General features: G+C 60.2%; 13 protein-coding genes. 5 read left to right on the plus strand and 8 right to left on the minus strand.

Annotated features, from left to right (window positions below):
• The first annotated feature begins 132 nt into the window (after positions 1-132).
• On the plus strand, positions 133-1,593 hold the full coding sequence (gene mltF, locus EJA72_RS21790; protein ID WP_157713504.1) for a membrane-bound lytic murein transglycosylase MltF: 1,461 nt from the start codon (positions 133-135) through the stop codon (positions 1,591-1,593).
• Positions 1,594-1,716: 123 nt separating this feature from the next.
• Here mltF and pdxJ read toward each other — a convergent pair whose 3' ends face one another.
• From pdxJ to lptF, 8 genes are all read right to left on the minus strand, one after another.
• Positions 1,717-2,460 carry a pyridoxine 5'-phosphate synthase gene (gene pdxJ, locus EJA72_RS21795; protein WP_084323043.1) on the minus strand — a complete coding sequence of 248 codons (744 nt, stop codon included), beginning with the start codon at positions 2,458-2,460 and terminating at the stop codon, positions 1,717-1,719.
• A gap of 66 nt (positions 2,461-2,526) precedes the next feature.
• Positions 2,527-3,210, minus strand: coding sequence for a DNA repair protein RecO (recO, locus tag EJA72_RS21800; protein WP_157713510.1), 684 nt, complete (start codon positions 3,208-3,210; stop codon positions 2,527-2,529).
• A 165-nt stretch (positions 3,211-3,375) separates the two neighbouring features.
• Positions 3,376-4,278, minus strand: coding sequence for a GTPase Era (gene era / locus EJA72_RS21805; RefSeq protein WP_157713514.1), 903 nt, complete (start codon positions 4,276-4,278; stop codon positions 3,376-3,378).
• Positions 4,271-4,960 carry a ribonuclease III gene (gene rnc, locus EJA72_RS21810; RefSeq protein WP_010463056.1) on the minus strand — a complete coding sequence of 230 codons (690 nt, stop codon included), beginning with the start codon at positions 4,958-4,960 and terminating at the stop codon, positions 4,271-4,273. The genes era and rnc overlap by 8 nt, the downstream gene beginning before the upstream one ends.
• 184 nt (positions 4,961-5,144) lie before the next feature.
• The gene (lepB, locus tag EJA72_RS21815) at positions 5,145-5,999 is read right to left on the minus strand and encodes a signal peptidase I (protein WP_157713524.1); all 855 of its coding nucleotides are present in this window, start codon (positions 5,997-5,999) and stop codon (positions 5,145-5,147) included.
• 5 nt (positions 6,000-6,004) lie between these two features.
• Positions 6,005-7,804, minus strand: a complete 1,800-nt coding sequence (gene lepA / locus EJA72_RS21820) for a translation elongation factor 4 (protein WP_178129523.1) — start codon at positions 7,802-7,804, stop codon at positions 6,005-6,007.
• Between the two features lie 171 nt (positions 7,805-7,975).
• On the minus strand, positions 7,976-9,037 hold the full coding sequence (gene lptG / locus EJA72_RS21825; RefSeq protein ID WP_178129524.1) for an LPS export ABC transporter permease LptG: 1,062 nt from the start codon (positions 9,035-9,037) through the stop codon (positions 7,976-7,978).
• On the minus strand, positions 9,030-10,148 hold the full coding sequence (gene lptF, locus EJA72_RS21830; RefSeq protein WP_157713537.1) for an LPS export ABC transporter permease LptF: 1,119 nt from the start codon (positions 10,146-10,148) through the stop codon (positions 9,030-9,032). Before lptF ends, lptG begins: the two co-directional genes overlap by 8 nt.
• A gap of 393 nt (positions 10,149-10,541) precedes the next feature.
• Between lptF and EJA72_RS21835 the strand changes: the two genes are divergently transcribed.
• The 4 genes from EJA72_RS21835 (at position 10,542) to EJA72_RS21850 (ending at position 16,039) form a co-directional block, all read left to right on the plus strand.
• Positions 10,542-12,032, plus strand: coding sequence for a leucyl aminopeptidase (locus tag EJA72_RS21835; protein WP_157713551.1), 1,491 nt, complete (start codon positions 10,542-10,544; stop codon positions 12,030-12,032).
• A gap of 60 nt (positions 12,033-12,092) precedes the next feature.
• Entirely contained in the window at positions 12,093-12,521 is a 429-nt protein-coding gene (locus tag EJA72_RS21840; protein ID WP_157713553.1) for a DNA polymerase III subunit chi, read from the plus strand.
• Positions 12,522-12,529: 8 nt separating this feature from the next.
• Positions 12,530-12,913, plus strand: a complete 384-nt coding sequence (locus tag EJA72_RS21845) for a DNA polymerase III subunit chi (RefSeq protein ID WP_157713555.1) — start codon at positions 12,530-12,532, stop codon at positions 12,911-12,913.
• Between the two features lie 279 nt (positions 12,914-13,192).
• Positions 13,193-16,039: a valine--tRNA ligase gene (locus EJA72_RS21850; RefSeq protein ID WP_157713564.1), complete on the plus strand. Its 2,847-nt coding sequence runs from the start codon at positions 13,193-13,195 to the stop codon at positions 16,037-16,039.
• Positions 16,040-16,183 lie beyond the last annotated feature (144 nt).

The raw sequence follows: 16,183 nt of genomic DNA on the forward strand, positions 1-16,183 counted from the left end.
GGTTATTTTTACTGTCATAAATGACGGCCAAAGCCCATTCCTGCGGGCCCGCGAGCGGTTTTCCACGCTCTAGCAGACTCGCCCTTCGCTGTCGAGATATGGCGCTCGTGGTCCTTTGCGTATACTGCGCAGATGTTTTCCCCAACGGCTTTGCGTCCGCGGTTCGCCAAATGGCTGATCGCAACCGGACTCTTCCTGGTGCTCAGTGGCTGTGTTGATAAACCCAACACACTGGAGCGCGTAAAGGAGGATGGCGTGCTGCGGGTGGTTACCCGAAACAGCCCCGCCACCTACTTTCAGGATCGCAACGGTGAAACCGGCTTCGAATACGAGCTGGTGAAACGCTTCGCCGACGATCTGGGGGTCGAACTCAAGATCGAAACCGCCGACAACCTCGACGATCTATACGGCCAGGTGGGCAAACCCAACGGCCCGGTACTGGCGGCGGCGGGCCTGGTCAGCAGCGAAGACCGCAAGAAGCAGGTGCGGTTTTCCCACTCCTACCTGGAAGTGACGCCACAGATCATCTACCGCAACGGCCAATCGCGGCCCACTGACGCGGGTGACCTGGTCGGCAAGAAGATCATGGTGCTCAAGGGCAGCACCCACGCCGGGCAGTTGGCGGAGCTGAAAAAGAAGTACCCCGGCATTGAATACGAAGAGTCCGACGCAGTTGAAGTCGTCGACCTGCTGCGCATGGTCGATGAAGGCCAGATCGACCTGACGCTGGTCGACTCCAACGAAGTCGCGATGAACCAGGTGTACTTCACCAACATCCGGGTCGCCTTCGACCTCGGCGACGCCAGCAACCAGAGCTGGGCCGTGGCCGCCGGTGATGACAACAGCCTGCTCAACGAGATCAACGCCTACCTCGACAAGGTGAAGAAGAACGGCACCCTGCAACGCTTGAAAGACCGCTATTACGGCCATGTCGATGTGCTCGGCTACATGGGCGCCACCACCTTCGCCCAGCACTTGCAGCAACGGCTGCCCAAATACGAACAGCACTTCAAGGCCTACGCCAAGAAAGAACAGGTCGACTGGCGTCTGCTGGCGGCGATTGGTTATCAGGAATCCCTGTGGCAGCCGGCCGTCACCTCCAAGACCGGCGTGCGCGGCCTGATGATGCTGACCCAGAACACCGCGCAGGCCATGGGTGTGTCCAACCGGCTCGACCCGAAACAAAGCATCATGGGCGGCGCCAAGTACCTGGCGTACATGAAGGATCAGCTCGACGAGTCGATCCAGGAGCCGGATCGCACCTGGTTTGCGCTGGCGGCCTACAACGTCGGCAGCGGCCACCTGGATGACGCGCGCAAACTGGCGGCAAAAGAAGGGCTGAACCCGGACAAGTGGCTGGACGTGAAGAAGATCCTGCCTCGCCTGTCAGAGAAGAAGTGGTACAGCAAGACACGTTATGGCTACGCCCGTGGCGGCGAGCCGGTGCATTTCGTGGCAAACATTCGTCGCTACTACGACATCCTGACGTGGGTCACGCAGCCTCAGCTCGAGGGCAATCAGGTGGCCGAAGGCAATCTGCATGTGCCGGGGATCGACAAGACCAAGCCGAGCCAGGAAGCGCCTCAGCTTTAACAGTCACCACGATCAATGTGGGAGTGAGCCTGCTCGCGATAGCGGTGTAACAGTCGAAGAATATGTCGACTGATAGTCCGCTATCGCGAGCAGGCTCACTCCTACATTGGTTTTGTGTCCGGCTTAGGCTTTTGCGGCAGCCAGAATCAGCGCCTTCATTTCCGACACCGCCGACTTGAACCCGACGAACAACGCATGCGCCACCAACGCATGGCCGATGTTCAATTCGTTGATGCCTTTGATCGCGGCAACGGCTTCGACGTTGTGGTAATGCAGACCGTGACCGGCGTTGACGATGAGACCCTGGGCAAGGCCGAACGCCACGCCATCGGCCACACGCTTGAGCTCTTCAGCCACGTCCGTCGGCGTCTCGGCATCGGCATAACGCCCGGTGTGCAACTCGATAGCCGGCGCACCGACACGACGGGACGCTTCGATCTGACGCTCGTCCGCATCGATGAACAACGACACTTCACAGCCGATTTTCGCCAGGCGATCCACAGCGGCCTTGATCCGCGCTTCCTGCCCCGCGACATCCAGACCGCCTTCGGTGGTCAGCTCCTGGCGGGTTTCCGGCACCAGGCAAATGTGAGCCGGGCGAATGCGCTCGGCAAACGCCATCATCTCTTCGGTGACGCCCATTTCGAAATTCATGCGGGTTTGCAGCACGTCCTTGAGCACCAGCACGTCGCGCTCCTGGATGTGCCGGCGGTCTTCACGCAGGTGCACGGTGATGCCATCAGCGCCCGCCTCTTCCGCGTCCAGTGCAGCCTTGACCGGATCGGGATAACGAGTGCCCCGGGCCTGGCGCAGGGTGGCGACATGGTCGATGTTCACGCCGAGAAGAATGCGATTGCTGGTGGTCACGGAAGCGCTCCTGAAGAGGGAAAAGTTCGGTGCACAGCATACACGGGGAGACAGGGTCTGTTGACGCTAGGGCTTGCGAAACAGCTCGCGGCTGACCAGGGGACGACCGCCCAAATGAACGGCCAGCGCCTGACGCATCAACCGCTTGGCAGCAGACAGCGCGCCGGGCGCCGTCCAGTCGGCTTCGGCCATGGCCAGCAGCTCGGTGCCGTTGAACAGACCGGGTTGTAACAGATAGACCCGTTCCAGCCCTGCATCCACTTGCAGACGGTACAGACCGTCCGGCGCAATGGGCTCGCCGTGGAGGTCGGCATTCAAGGCGAAGCCGTAACCGAGATCATCGAGCAGCCGCCATTCGAAAGAACGCAGCAACGGCTCCAGCGGACGGCCTTCGGCCAGGGCGAGCAAGGTCGCGGCGTAGTGATCGAACACGCCGGGGTGCGGATCTTCGGAAGGTAACAGGCGAATCAGCAGTTCATTGAGGTAGAGCCCGCTGAACAGAGCCTCGCCGATGAGCCAGGTGGAAACACCCGCGCTTTCCATGCGGCCAACATTTTTCAGCTCGCCCCGGCCACGGAATTCGACTTCCAGCGGCACGAACGGCCGAGCCAATGTCCCGGCCTTGCCCCGCGCACTGCGCAACACCGCCCGCAGCCGACCTTGCGGCGTGAGGAAATCCACCAACGCGCTGTTTTCACGGTAGGCGCGGGAGTGGAGGACGTAGGCGGGTTGGCCGATGGGTTGGGACATGGAGCTCTCGATGACGGAACGCGGTTTTACAAACAACCCAAAACCAATGTGGGAGCGAGCCTGCTCGCGATGAGGCCCTCACATTCAACATCGATATTGAATGACAAACCGTCATCGCGAGCAGGCTCGCTCCCACAGGGTTTTACGGTGCAGCGCCGACCGGCTTTACAAGTCGCCGTAACCCAGCGAACGCAACGCACGCTCGTCGTCCGACCAGCCACCTTTCACTTTCACCCACAGGTTCAGCATGATCTTGGAGTCGAACAACAGCTCCATGTCCTTGCGCGCCTCGGTGCCGATACGCTTGATGCGCTCGCCCTTGTCGCCAATGATGATTTTTTTCTGGCCGTCACGCTCGACGAGAATCAAGGCATGAATGTGCAAGGTCTTGCCCTGCTGCTTGAATTCTTCGATTTCCACGGTGATCTGGTACGGCAGCTCGGCGCCCATCTGGCGCATGATTTTCTCGCGCACCAGTTCGGCGGCGAGGAAGCGGCTGCTGCGGTCGGTGATCTGGTCTTCCGGGAAGAAGTGATCGTTTTCCGGCAGGTAACCGGCAATCACGCGCTCCAGCGCTTCGAGGTTATGCCCGTGCTGGGCCGAGATCGGCATGATCTGCGCATTCGGCAGCTGCTCCTGCAACCAGGTCAGGTGCGGCATCAGCTCGGCTTTGTCTTCAATGCGGTCGGTCTTGTTCAACGCCACGATCAGCGGGCCGGTCACGTACTGCACGCGCTCGAGGACCATCTGGTCTTCGTCGGTCCACTTGGTGCGGTCAACCACGAAGATCACTACGTCGACGTCTTTCAACGCGGCCGAAGCGGTCTTGTTCATGTAGCGGTTCAGCGCCTTTTCGCCGCCCTTGTGCATGCCCGGGGTGTCGACGTAGATCGCCTGGACGGCGCCTTCGGTCTTGATGCCCAGCATGTTGTGGCGGGTGGTCTGCGGCTTGCGCGAAGTGATCGCGAGCTTCTGGCCGAGGATGTGGTTCAGCAACGTGGACTTGCCCACGTTGGGACGGCCGACGATGGCAACATAGCCACAGCGTGTTGCGGTTGTATCAGTCATTGCCATTCTCCACACCCAGGGCAATCAGCGCTGCGGCGGCCGCTACCTGTTCGGCAATACGACGGCTCACACCCTGACCTCGGCTTTTTTCATTCAGTAAGGTGATTTCACATTCGACGAAGAACGTCCGGCAATGCGGCTCACCCTGGATATCCACCACTTCGTAACGCGGCAGCTCACAACCACGGGACTGCAGGAATTCCTGCAGGCGGGTTTTTGGATCTTTGTTGGTGTCGACCAGGGTCAGGCCCTCGAACTCACCGGCCAGCCAGGCCAGCACGCGCTCGCGCGCCATGTCCATGCCAGCGTCCAGGTAGATCGCACCGATCAGCGCTTCCAGGGCATCGGCCAGAATCGACTCGCGACGGAAACCGCCGCTTTTCAACTCACCCGAGCCCAGGCGCAGGTATTCGCCCAGGTCGAAACCACGGGCCAGCACGGCCAGGGTCTCGCCTTTCACCAGGCGTGCGCGCAAACGCGACAGCTGGCCTTCGCGGGCCAGCGGGAAACGATCGAACAGCGCCTCGCCAGCAACGAAGTTGAGGATGGCATCACCGAGGAATTCCAGGCGCTCGTTGTTGCGCCCGGCAAAGCTGCGGTGAGTCAGGGCCAGGACCATCAGTTCCTGATCCTTGAAGGTGTAGCCGAGCTGACGCTCTAGACGGCTTAAAGAGACGCTCACGGTTTACCCACGCTGAGTTCGTGGCTGGATTCCACCGCCATCGCCGTGGTGCGGCGCAGGCTTGGGACAATTAACGCTGTGTTCAAAAATTACGTCCTGAATATCATTGTTTTCATGCGTCCGGGGCCGATTGTGCCGGTTCCAGAAATGCATTCGGCGCTGTGTTCAACAGCGCCGTGTGTGATTACTTGATCAGGCCAACCCGCGAGAAATTCGGCAGGTGACTGAGTTTGGGTTCCGGCCAGCTCATCCAGACTGCAAAGGCCTTGCCGACGATATTCTTGTCGGGAACCATGCCCAGCAGATCCTTGGGAATGTTCGGGTCATCCCAATAGCGACTGTCGTTCGAGTTGTCGCGGTTGTCGCCCATCATGAAGTAGTGCCCGGCAGGCACGGTCCAGGTATGGTCCGGCGTTGCGCGGTAGCGGCTCATTTCCTTGCGGATCAGGTGCTCGGCGGCGCCGAGTTTTTCCTTGTAGAGCTCCGCGCTGCCCAACGTGCCCGGCTCGGAGCCGACCAGTTGCTCGGCGATCGACTCGCCGTTGACGAACAGGTGCTTGTCAGCGGTATAGCGAATCTTGTCACCCGGCAGGCCGACCACACGCTTGATGTAGTTGACGTTCGGATCGCTCGGGTAGCGGAACACCATCACGTCGCCGCGCTGCGGATCACCGACTTCGATGACTTTCTTGTCGATCACCGGCAAGCGGATCCCGTAGGAAAACTTGCTCACCAGAATGAAGTCGCCGACGTCCAGGGTCGGCTTCATCGAGCCGGAAGGAATCTGGAACGGTTCCACCAGGAACGAACGCAGCACCAGCACGATGAACAACACCGGAAAGAACGACTTGCCGTATTCGACCAGTAGCGGCTCTTTGTTCAGCTTTTCGACCACCATCCCGTCAGGCTGGCTGACGCTGCCCTGATAGGAGGCAATGGCAGCACGCCGACGCGGCGCCAGGAAAACCAGATCGAGCAACGCCAACAGGCCGCAGACGAACACGGCGATGACCAGCAACAGCGGGAAATTTAGTGACATAGGACCTAACTATCCAACCTGAGCACTGCAAGGAAGGCTTCTTGTGGAATTTCCACGTTACCGACCTGCTTCATGCGTTTTTTACCGGCCTTTTGCTTTTCCAGCAGCTTCTTCTTACGGCTGACGTCACCACCGTAGCATTTGGCCAATACGTTCTTTCTGAGTGCCTTGACGGTTGTACGCGCCACAATCTGCCCGCCAATGGCGGCCTGGATCGCGACATCGAACATCTGGCGCGGAATCAGTTCTTTCATCTTCTCGGTCAACTGGCGACCTTTGTAGTGCGCATTGTCCCGATGCACGATCAGCGCCAGGGCGTCGACCTTGTCACCGTTGATCAGCACGTCCAGTTTCACAAGACTAGCCGATTGATAACGATCGAAATGGTAATCCAGCGAAGCATAACCACGGCTGGTGGACTTCAGGCGGTCGAAGAAGTCCAGGACCACTTCGTTCATCGGCAGATCGTAGGTCACCTGGACCTGTGAGCCGAGGAACAGCATGTCGTGCTGTACGCCACGCTTTTCGATACACAGGGTAATGACGTTGCCCAGGTGCTCTTGAGGCACAAGGATATTGGCCCGCACGATCGGCTCGCGCATGTCTTCGATCGTGGACAGGTCCGGAAGCTTCGACGGGTTATCGACGTAAATCGTTTCACCGGTCTTCAGCAACAGCTCGAAAATTACAGTTGGCGCCGTGGTGATCAGGTCCAGGTCGTACTCGCGCTCCAGGCGCTCCTGGATGATTTCCATGTGCAGCATGCCGAGGAAGCCGCAACGGAAGCCGAAGCCCAGTGCGTCGGAGCTTTCCGGGGTGTACTGCAGTGACGAGTCGTTCAGCGTGAGCTTTTGCAGGGCTTCACGGAAATCTTCGAAGTCGTCGGAGCTGACCGGGAACAGGCCGGCGTAAACCTGCGGCTGGATGCGTTTGAAACCTGGCAGCACGTCAACATCAGGCGTCGAGCTCAAGGTCAGGGTGTCACCGACCGGTGCACCGTGAATGTCCTTGATGCTGGCGATGATGAAACCCACTTCGCCGGCCTTCAGGTCCGCGGTAGGGGTGTGTTTCGGGTTGAATACACCGACGCTGTCCACCAGGTGGATCTTGCCTGTGGACTTGACCAGGATCTTGTCGCCCTTCTTCACACGGCCGTGGCGCACGCGTACCAGGGACACAACGCCCAGGTAGTTGTCGAACCAGGAGTCGATGATCAACGCTTGCAGCGGATCTTCGTAGTTGCCGGTTGGCGCTGGAATGGTGGTGACCAGGCGCTCCAGCACTTCAACGACGCCCAGGCCGGTCTTGGCCGAGCACTCGACCGCATCGGTCGCGTCGATGCCGATGATTTTTTCGATTTCTTCCTTCACGCGGTCCGGATCGGCCTGTGGCAGGTCGATCTTGTTCAGGACCGGCATGACTTCCAGGCCCTGCTCGATGGCCGTGTAGCAGTTGGCAACCGACTGCGCTTCCACGCCCTGACCGGCGTCAACCACCAGCAATGCACCTTCACAGGCCGCCAGCGACCGGCTGACTTCGTAGGTGAAGTCAACGTGGCCCGGGGTGTCAATGAAGTTCAGCTGGTACTTGATGCCATCGCGAGCGGTGTAATAAAGGGTGACGCTGTGGGCCTTGATGGTGATCCCGCGTTCACGCTCAAGGTCCATGGAGTCCAGGACCTGGGCTTCCATTTCGCGCTCGGCAAGGCCGCCGCACATCTGGATGAATCGATCAGCCAGCGTCGACTTGCCATGGTCAATGTGGGCGATGATGGAGAAATTGCGGATATGACTCAAATCACTCACGGATCAACACTCAAAAAGGCTGCAGGCATAGCCCGCCGAAAAATAGCCGGGAATTGTACCTGATCCTCGGCGCAAGCGTCACGTTCGCAGGTCAGACGGCACCTACAAAAACGCCCCGGTCTTGCGACAGGGGCGTTTTTTATCATCAGCCAACGCGGGAAATACCCGTAATCAACCGGCCCGACGCAGCAACCAGACCCCGGCCAGGGCGCAGACACCCGCCGGAACCAGCACGGCAAACAGTGGCGAGAAACCGAACACCAGGCTCGAAGGCCCCAACAAATCCTGGACGATGCGGAAGGTGAAACCGACCAGCACCCCCGTAAACACGCGCTGACCGAGGGTCACCGAGCGCAGCGGACCAAAGATGAAGGAAATCGCCATCAGCACCAGTGCGGCGGTGACCAACGGTTGCAACACCTTGACCCAAAATGCCAGCCAGTAACGGCCATTGTTCAGCCCCTGGTCAGCCAGATAGTGGATGTAACCCCACAAACCGGTGATCGACAGCGAATCAGGCGACATCACCACCGTGCTCAGCAATTGCGGGCTCAGCGCGACGTTCCAGCGTTCGACCGGTGCAGTCACCACCTCTGTACTCTTGTCGTGGAACAGCGTGGTCGTGACGTCGGTCAACTGCCAGTGATCTTTGTCGAACTCCGCACGCTTGGAGAAGCTCGAGGACAATATGCGGCGTTGATCGTCGAAGCGATAACGGGTAACGCCATACAGCAGGCCATTGGGCTGCACGGAGTTGACGTGAATGAACTCGTCACCCTGGCGGTGCCACAGACCATGCTTGGCGCTTTGCGCATCCCCGCTTCCCTGGGCCAGCGAGCGGTTGGCCTGGGCGGTGCTTTCAGTGGCCGGCGCGATGTACTCGCCAATCAACACACCCACCAACATCAGGACCAGCATCGGCTTCATCACCGCCCAGACAATGCGTCCGATCGATACGCCCGCAGCGCGCATGATGGTCAGTTCGCTGTTACTGGCCAGACTGCCAAGACCAATGAGGCATCCAATCAGCGCGGCCATCGGCAGCATGTCGTACAGACGACGCGGCGCGGTCAGGAGCACGTAGCTCAACACGTCGGTCAGGGTGTAGGTATCGCTGACTTCACCCATCTCGTCAATGAAGGCAAACAACGTCGCCAGACCCAGAATGATCCCCAGTACCGCCAGAATCGCAATGAAGACGCTGCTACCGATGTAGCGGTCGAGCTTAACCACGAGCCACCTCCAGCGCGCTGCGACGACTCGCCCGCTTCAACTGCAGGGGTTCCCAGTAAAGCAGGCCCAGGCCGATGGCCAGGAATAACACGTGCACCCACCACAAGCCCAACACCGGCGGTATCTTGCCCTTCTCGAGGGCGCCGCGTGCGGCAATCAGGATGGTCAGGTAAGCCATATAAAGAAGAATCGCCGGTAAAAGCTTGAGGAAACGACCCTGCCGCGGGTTGACGCGCGACAGCGGCACCGCCATCAGGGTCACGATGAACACCAGCAACGGCAGGGACAGACGCCATTGCAGTTCAGTGCGCGAACGCAGGTCATCACTGTTCATCAAGGTGCTGGTGGGCATGGCATCGCGGTCGGTGACTTCGTCGCTGACATCCGGTTTTGGCAACAGGACGCCATATTCGTCGTACTTGATCGAGCGGTAGTCGGCCTGCCCCGGGTTACCGTCGTAGCGGTAGCCGTTGTCGAGAATCAGGTAGCGGTTACCGTCGGCGCGGATTTCCTGACGGCCTTTCTCGGCCACCAGCACGGAAATCCCGCGGTCCTTGTTATCGGACGACGCGTTTTTCTGCGAAATGAACACGCCACCCAGGTTGATGCGGTCATCGGTCAGCGTTTCGGTGTAGGTCACCCGCGTTCCGTCACGCAGGGCCTGGAAGCGGCCCGGCTCCAGGGTATCGAACTCGGTCAGGGCGTCCTGCTTGTTCAGCAACAGCTGGAACTGATTGGCCCCTTGTGGCGCCAGGCTCAGGCTCAACCAGGCCACGACCACGGCCACCAGAGTGGCCGGAAACAGGGTGATGACAAACAGACGCTGCTGGCTCATGCCGGTCGCCGACAACACGGTCATCTCGCTTTCCAGGTACAGCCGGCCGTACGCCAGCAGAATCCCCAGGAACAGCCCCAAGGGCAGGATCAACTGCAGGAAACCCGGCAGACGAAAGCCCATGATCAGGAACAATGAGCCCGGATCCAGTAGACCCGAGGCGGCCTGGGCGAGGTATTTGATGAAGCGCCCGCTCATGATGATGACCAGCAGCACGGCGCTGACGGCGCTCAGGGTCAACAGGACTTCGCGAGACAGATAACGGAAGACGATCAAACCAGACACTCCAGGGTTGTCAGGCTAAGGCGGCCAAACAAGCAAACGTATCAGGCGACCCGCAGGACAGAGCCGCCGAAAAAGATGGCGCATTATCCTGTGATTGGGTGCGCCTGTCACTGCGCAATGCATGGAAACGCCTGTAGGAGCGAGCTCGCTCGCGATGGGCGCCAACGATAACGCGGGATGCCTGACAACCCACGCGGATCTCGGGTTCATCGCGAGCGAGCTCGCGCCTACATTCATGCAGCCAAGGGTTGTCAGGCGCCGGTAGCGAGGTTCAAACTGCGGCCTTTGTCGCAGGCCGTGACTTGCGCCTCTCTATTTATAAGCAAGCGACGGACGCCTGGCGTCGGGCGCTTGCGTGTTGACTTCTCATTCAGGGACCCGGACATGGAACTGGTTGTAAAAAGCGTTAGCCCAGAAACGTTGAAGACCGCCACTCTGGTGGTCGCCGTCGGCGAAGGCCGCAAACTCGGCGCCGTTGCCAAACAACTCGACGAATTGAGCGGCGGCGCGATCAGCGCCGTGCTCAAGCGCGGTGACCTGGCCGGCAAGGTTGGCCAGAGCCTGTTGCTGCACAGCCTGGCGAACCTCAAGGCCGAGCGTGTGTTGCTGGTCGGCGTGGGCAAGGACGAAGAACTAGGCGATCGCCCGTTCCGTAAAATCATTGCCGGCGTCCTCAACACCCTCAAAGGCCTGGGCGGCAGCGATGCGGTGCTGGCCCTGGACGAAATCGTCGTCAAAGGCCGCGACAGCTACGGCAAGACCCGTCTGCTGGCCGAAACCCTGGTGGACGGCGAATACACCTTCGACCAGTTCAAGAGCCAGAAAGCCGAACCTCGCGCCCTGAAGAAAGTCACCCTGGTGACCATCAAGGCTGCACAGGCCGAAGTCGAACGCGCCGTGGCCCACGCCACCGCCATCGCCAACGGCATGGCGTACACCCGCAACCTGGGCAACCTGCCGCCGAACATCTGCCACCCGACCTTCCTCGGCGAACAGGCCAAGGACCTGGGCAAAGAATTCAAGAGCCTGAAAGTCGAAGTCCTCGATGAGAAGAAGATCAAGGACCTGGGCATGGGCTCGTTCTACGCCGTGGGTCAGGGCAGCGCCCAGCCACCGCGCCTGATCGTCATGCAATACAACGGCGGCAAGAAATCCGAGAAGCCGTACGCACTGGTCGGCAAAGGCATCACCTTTGACACCGGCGGCATCAGCCTGAAGCCAGGCGCCGGCATGGACGAAATGAAGTACGACATGGGCGGCGCCGCCAGCGTGTTCGGTACCCTGCGCGCCGTGCTCGAGCTGAAACTGCCGATCAACCTGGTCTGCATCCTGGCCTGCGCCGAGAACATGCCGAGCGGCAACGCATCGCGCCCGGGCGACATCGTCACCACCATGAGCGGCCAGACCGTGGAAATCCTCAACACCGACGCCGAAGGCCGTCTGGTGCTGTGCGATGCCCTGACCTACTCCGAGCGCTTCAAGCCGCAAGCCGTGATCGACATCGCCACCCTGACCGGTGCTTGCGTTGTTGCGCTGGGCGCCCACACTTCGGGCCTGCTGGGCAACAACGACGAACTGATCGGTCAGCTGTTGAGCGCCGGCAAGGCTGCGGACGACCGCGCCTGGCAACTGCCGCTGTTCGATGAATATCAAGAGCAGCTGGACAGCCCGTTCGCCGACATCGCCAACATTGGCGGCCCGAAAGCCGGCACCATCACCGCGGCCTGCTTCCTGTCGCGCTTCACCAAGAACCTGAATTGGGCCCACCTGGACATCGCCGGCACGGCCTGGACCAGCGGCGGCAAGGACAAGGGCGCCACCGGCCGTCCGGTTCCCCTGCTGACCCAATACCTGCTGGACCGCGCCAAAGCCTGAAACCGATGACCTTGGGCGGCGTTGCTTTCGGGCGACGCCGCTCAAGGCTCAGGAACCGCAATGACCAAAGTCGACTTCTATATCCTGCCCAGCACCGATCCGTCGGCGCGGCTGGATTTTGCCTGCAAGCTCACCGAAAAAGCCTGGCGCATGGGCCACCGCATTTACCTGCACTGCAGCGATGCCGCCCAGCGTGACGATCTCGATGCGCGCTTGTGGGCCTTCAAGGGCGAAAGCTTCGTGCCCCACGGCCCCGCAGAAAGCGAGCCGGACAGTCTGATTGTGCTGGGTCTGGGCGATGACTGCGGTCAGCATCAGGACCTGCTGGTCAACCTTGACCTGAAAGTCCCGGCCTTCGCCAAACAGTTCGCCCGGGTGGCGGAAGTGGTGGTGGAAGACCCGGTGATTCGCACGGCTGCGCGGGAGAGTTTCCGTTTCTATCGCGAACAGGGCTATCCTCTGCAAGATCACCGTTTACAGCGACTCTGAGCATTCCGATGGACACTCCAAAACCGCAACAACAGTCCGCGCATCTGCTGGACGACCTCGAGTCGATCCGCCAACTGCTCGGCGATGACAACCTGCAACCACCGCTGCTGACCGACACGGTCGAGGACGGTGACCAGGAACAGATTCCGATGCTGTTCGACACAGTCAGCGCCAGCCAGCCAACTGTCGAACCGACACCACCCGCCCCTAGCCCTGCCGCTCCCGTCGCCAGCAAAAGCCCCGACGACTTGCTGCACCTGGACGGCGAATTGCGCGCCGCTGCTCAGTTGATCATGCAAGACGTGATCGACGACTTCGCCCCGCACATCGAAACCGAGATCAAACGCCGGCTTGCGGCGCGGATGGAACGGTTGCTCAGCCAGTACGAGTAACCTCCTACCTTCCCTGGCAGGGATCTTTTGGGGCGAGGGAGCTTGCTCCCGCTCGGTTGCGAAGCAACCGCAAAGCCTGAACGCGCTCCCCCGACTGTCCTAATCAGACCTGAAGAAATCGGGGCCGCTTCGCGACCCAGCGGGAGCAAGCTCCCTCGCCACGAAGGCTTGCCAACACATTTTGCCCTGCGCCCTGTCCGCACTCACTCGCCCTGCGCCCCATGCCCCGCTATACTCGTCGGCTTTTCCTGAATTAATGCCAATAGGGTCCCGCCGCGCATGGATAAGACCTACCAGCCGCACGCCATTGAAACTTCCTGGTACAACACCTGGGAGTCTGAGAATTACTTCGCCCCGCAAGGCGCGGGCGAGTCCTACACCATCATGATCCCGCCGCCGAACGTCACCGGCAGCCTGCACATGGGTCACGGCTTCAACAACGCGATCATGGACGCCCTGATCCGTTTCCGCCGCATGCAGGGTCGCAACACCCTGTGGCAGCCGGGCACCGACCATGCCGGTATCGCCACGCAAATGCTGGTGGAGCGTCAACTCGAAGCTCAAGGCCAGAACCGTCACGACCTGGGTCGTGAGAAATTCCTCGAGAAAGTCTGGGAATGGAAGGATCAATCCGGCGGCAACATCAGCCGTCAGATCCGCCGCCTTGGCTCGTCCGTGGACTGGGGCCGTGAGCGCTTCACCATGGACGACGGTCTCTCGGAAGCGGTTAAAGAAGCCTTCGTTCGCCTGCACGAAGACGGCCTGATCTACCGCGGCAAGCGTCTGGTCAACTGGGACACCAAGCTGCACACGGCGATTTCCGACCTCGAAGTGGAAAACCACGACGAAAAAGGTTTCCTGTGGAACCTGAAATACCCGCTGGCCGACGGCGCCAAGACCGCTGACGGCAACGATTTCCTGATCGTCGCGACCACTCGCCCGGAAACCATGCTCGGCGACGCCGCCGTGGCCGTTAACCCGAACGATGAACGCTACCAAGCCCTGATCGGCAAGTTTGTCGAGTTGCCGCTGGTCGGCCGCCGCATCCCGATCATCGCCGACGATTACTGCGATCCTGAATTCGGCACCGGCTGCGTGAAAATCACCCCGGCCCACGATTTCAACGACTACGAAGTCGGCAAGCGCCACAACCTGCCGCTGCTGAACATCTTCGACAAGAACGCTGCCGTATTGCCGGCCTGTCAGGTGTTCAACCTCGACGGCACGCTCAACGAAAGCATCGATGGCAAAATCCCGGCCGAATACGTCGGCCTCGACCGCTTCGAAGCGCGCAAGCAAATTGTTGCTGCGTTCGATGCCGCCGGTTTGCTGGTCAGCGTCAACGATCACGCACTGAAAGTACCGAAGGGTGACCGTTCCGGGACCATCATCGAGCCGTGGCTGACCGACCAGTGGTACGTGTCGACCAAACCATTGGCCGAGCCTGCGATTGCTGCCGTTGAGGACGGGCGCATTGCCTTCGTACCGAAACAGTACGAAAACATGTACTTCTCGTGGATGCGCGACATCCAGGATTGGTGCATCAGCCGTCAATTATGGTGGGGCCACCGGATTCCGGCCTGGTACGACGAGTCGGGCAAGGTCTACGTTGGTCGCGACGAAGCCGAAGTGCGTGCCAAGCACAACCTCGGCCCGGACGTGGCGCTGCAACAGGACAACGACGTTCTCGACACCTGGTTCAGTTCGGGGTTGTGGACGTTCTCCACGCTCGGCTGGCCTGAGCAGACCGAGTTCCTGAAGAAATTTCACTCCACCGACGTCCTGGTGACCGGTTTCGACATCATTTTCTTCTGGGTTGCCCGGATGATCATGCTCACCATGCACCTGGTGAAAAACGAAGACGGCACACCGCAGGTTCCGTTCAAGACCGTGTATGTTCACGGCCTGGTGCGTGATGGCCAGGGCCAGAAGATGTCCAAGTCCAAGGGCAACGTCCTGGACCCGCTGGACATCATCGACGGTATCGAGCTGGAAGACCTGGTGCAGAAACGCACCTCCGGCATGATGCAGCCGAAACTGGCGAAGAAGATCGAGAAGCAGACCCGCGACGAGTTCGCCGACGGCATCGCCAGCTACGGCACCGACGCCCTGCGCTTCACCTTCTGCTCGCTGGCGTCCACCGGTCGCGACATCAAGTTCGACATGGGCCGCGTCGAAGGCTATCGCAACTTCTGCAACAAGATCTGGAACGCGGCACGCTACGTTCTGGACAAGGGCGAAGACTGCGGCCAGAACGGCGAAGCCTACGAATTGTCCCTGGCGGATCGCTGGATCATTTCGCAGCTGCAACGCACCGAAGCCGAAGTGACCCGTCAACTCGACCAGTTCCGCTTCGACCTGGCGGCACAAGCCCTGTACGAGTTCATCTGGAACCAGTATTGCGACTGGTACCTCGAACTGTCCAAGCCTGTGCTGTGGGACGAAAACGCACCGGTCGAGCGTCAACGTGGCACCCGTCGCACGCTCGTTCGCGTGCTGGAAGTCGCGTTGCGCCTGGCCCACCCGTTCATGCCGTTCATCACCGAAGAAATCTGGCAGCGCATCGCGCCGCTGGCCGGCATCGAAGGCAAGACGATCATGCTGCAACCTTGGCCAGTGGCCAATGAAGAGCGCATCGATCCGGCCGCCGAGAACGACATTGAGTGGCTCAAGGAACTGATGCTCGGCACGCGCAACATCCGTGGCGAAATGAACATCGGCCCAGGCAAGCCGCTGAACCTGTTCCTGAAAAACGTCAGCGCCGAAGATCAGCGCCGTCTCACCGAGAACGAAGCCCTGTTGAAGAAACTGGCTCGCCTCGAATCCATCACCGTATTGGCTGCCGGCGAAGAAGCACCGCTGTCCGCTACCGCGCTGGTGGGCGAGATGGAAGTGCTGGTACCGATGGCCGGCCTGATCGACAAGGACGCTGAACTGGCACGTCTGGACAAGGAAATCCTGCGCCTCCAGGGCGAAGTCCAGCGCGTGGGCGGCAAGCTGTCCAATGCCGGTTTCGTTGACAAGGCACCCGCCGAAGTCATCGACAAGGAACGCGCCAAACTGGCTGAAGCCGAACAGGCTTTGGGCAAGCTGGCTGAGCAGCATGCACGGATTGCCAGCCTGTAACGGCAAATCGCACTGAAAAAGGGAGGCCCAAAATGGCCTCCCTTTTTTGTACCTTCCATATTCTCTCAAACACCAAAAATCCCCTGTAGGAGCGAGCCTGCTCGCGATGGTGTGTCAGTCGACATCAATGTGGCTGACCCACCA

It is taken from the genome of Pseudomonas sp. PB120 (assembly GCF_009761815.1).
GTDB lineage: Bacteria > Pseudomonadota > Gammaproteobacteria > Pseudomonadales > Pseudomonadaceae > Aquipseudomonas.

What these genes read in the sequence shown, in the direction of transcription:
- EJA72_RS21835 (WP_157713551.1), top strand. Translation starts at nt 10,542, where the DNA reads ATGGAACTGGTTGTAAAAAGCGTTAGCCCAGAAACGTTGAAGACCGCC.
- recO (WP_157713510.1), bottom strand. Translation starts at nt 3,210, where the DNA reads ATGTCCCAACCCATCGGCCAACCCGCCTACGTCCTCCACTCCCGCGCC.
- EJA72_RS21850 (WP_157713564.1), top strand. Translation starts at nt 13,193, where the DNA reads ATGGATAAGACCTACCAGCCGCACGCCATTGAAACTTCCTGGTACAAC.
- EJA72_RS21845 (WP_157713555.1), top strand. Translation starts at nt 12,530, where the DNA reads ATGGACACTCCAAAACCGCAACAACAGTCCGCGCATCTGCTGGACGAC.
- mltF (WP_157713504.1), top strand. Translation starts at nt 133, where the DNA reads ATGTTTTCCCCAACGGCTTTGCGTCCGCGGTTCGCCAAATGGCTGATC.
- EJA72_RS21840 (WP_157713553.1), top strand. Translation starts at nt 12,093, where the DNA reads ATGACCAAAGTCGACTTCTATATCCTGCCCAGCACCGATCCGTCGGCG.
- lepB (WP_157713524.1), bottom strand. Translation starts at nt 5,999, where the DNA reads ATGTCACTAAATTTCCCGCTGTTGCTGGTCATCGCCGTGTTCGTCTGC.
- era (WP_157713514.1), bottom strand. Translation starts at nt 4,278, where the DNA reads ATGACTGATACAACCGCAACACGCTGTGGCTATGTTGCCATCGTCGGC.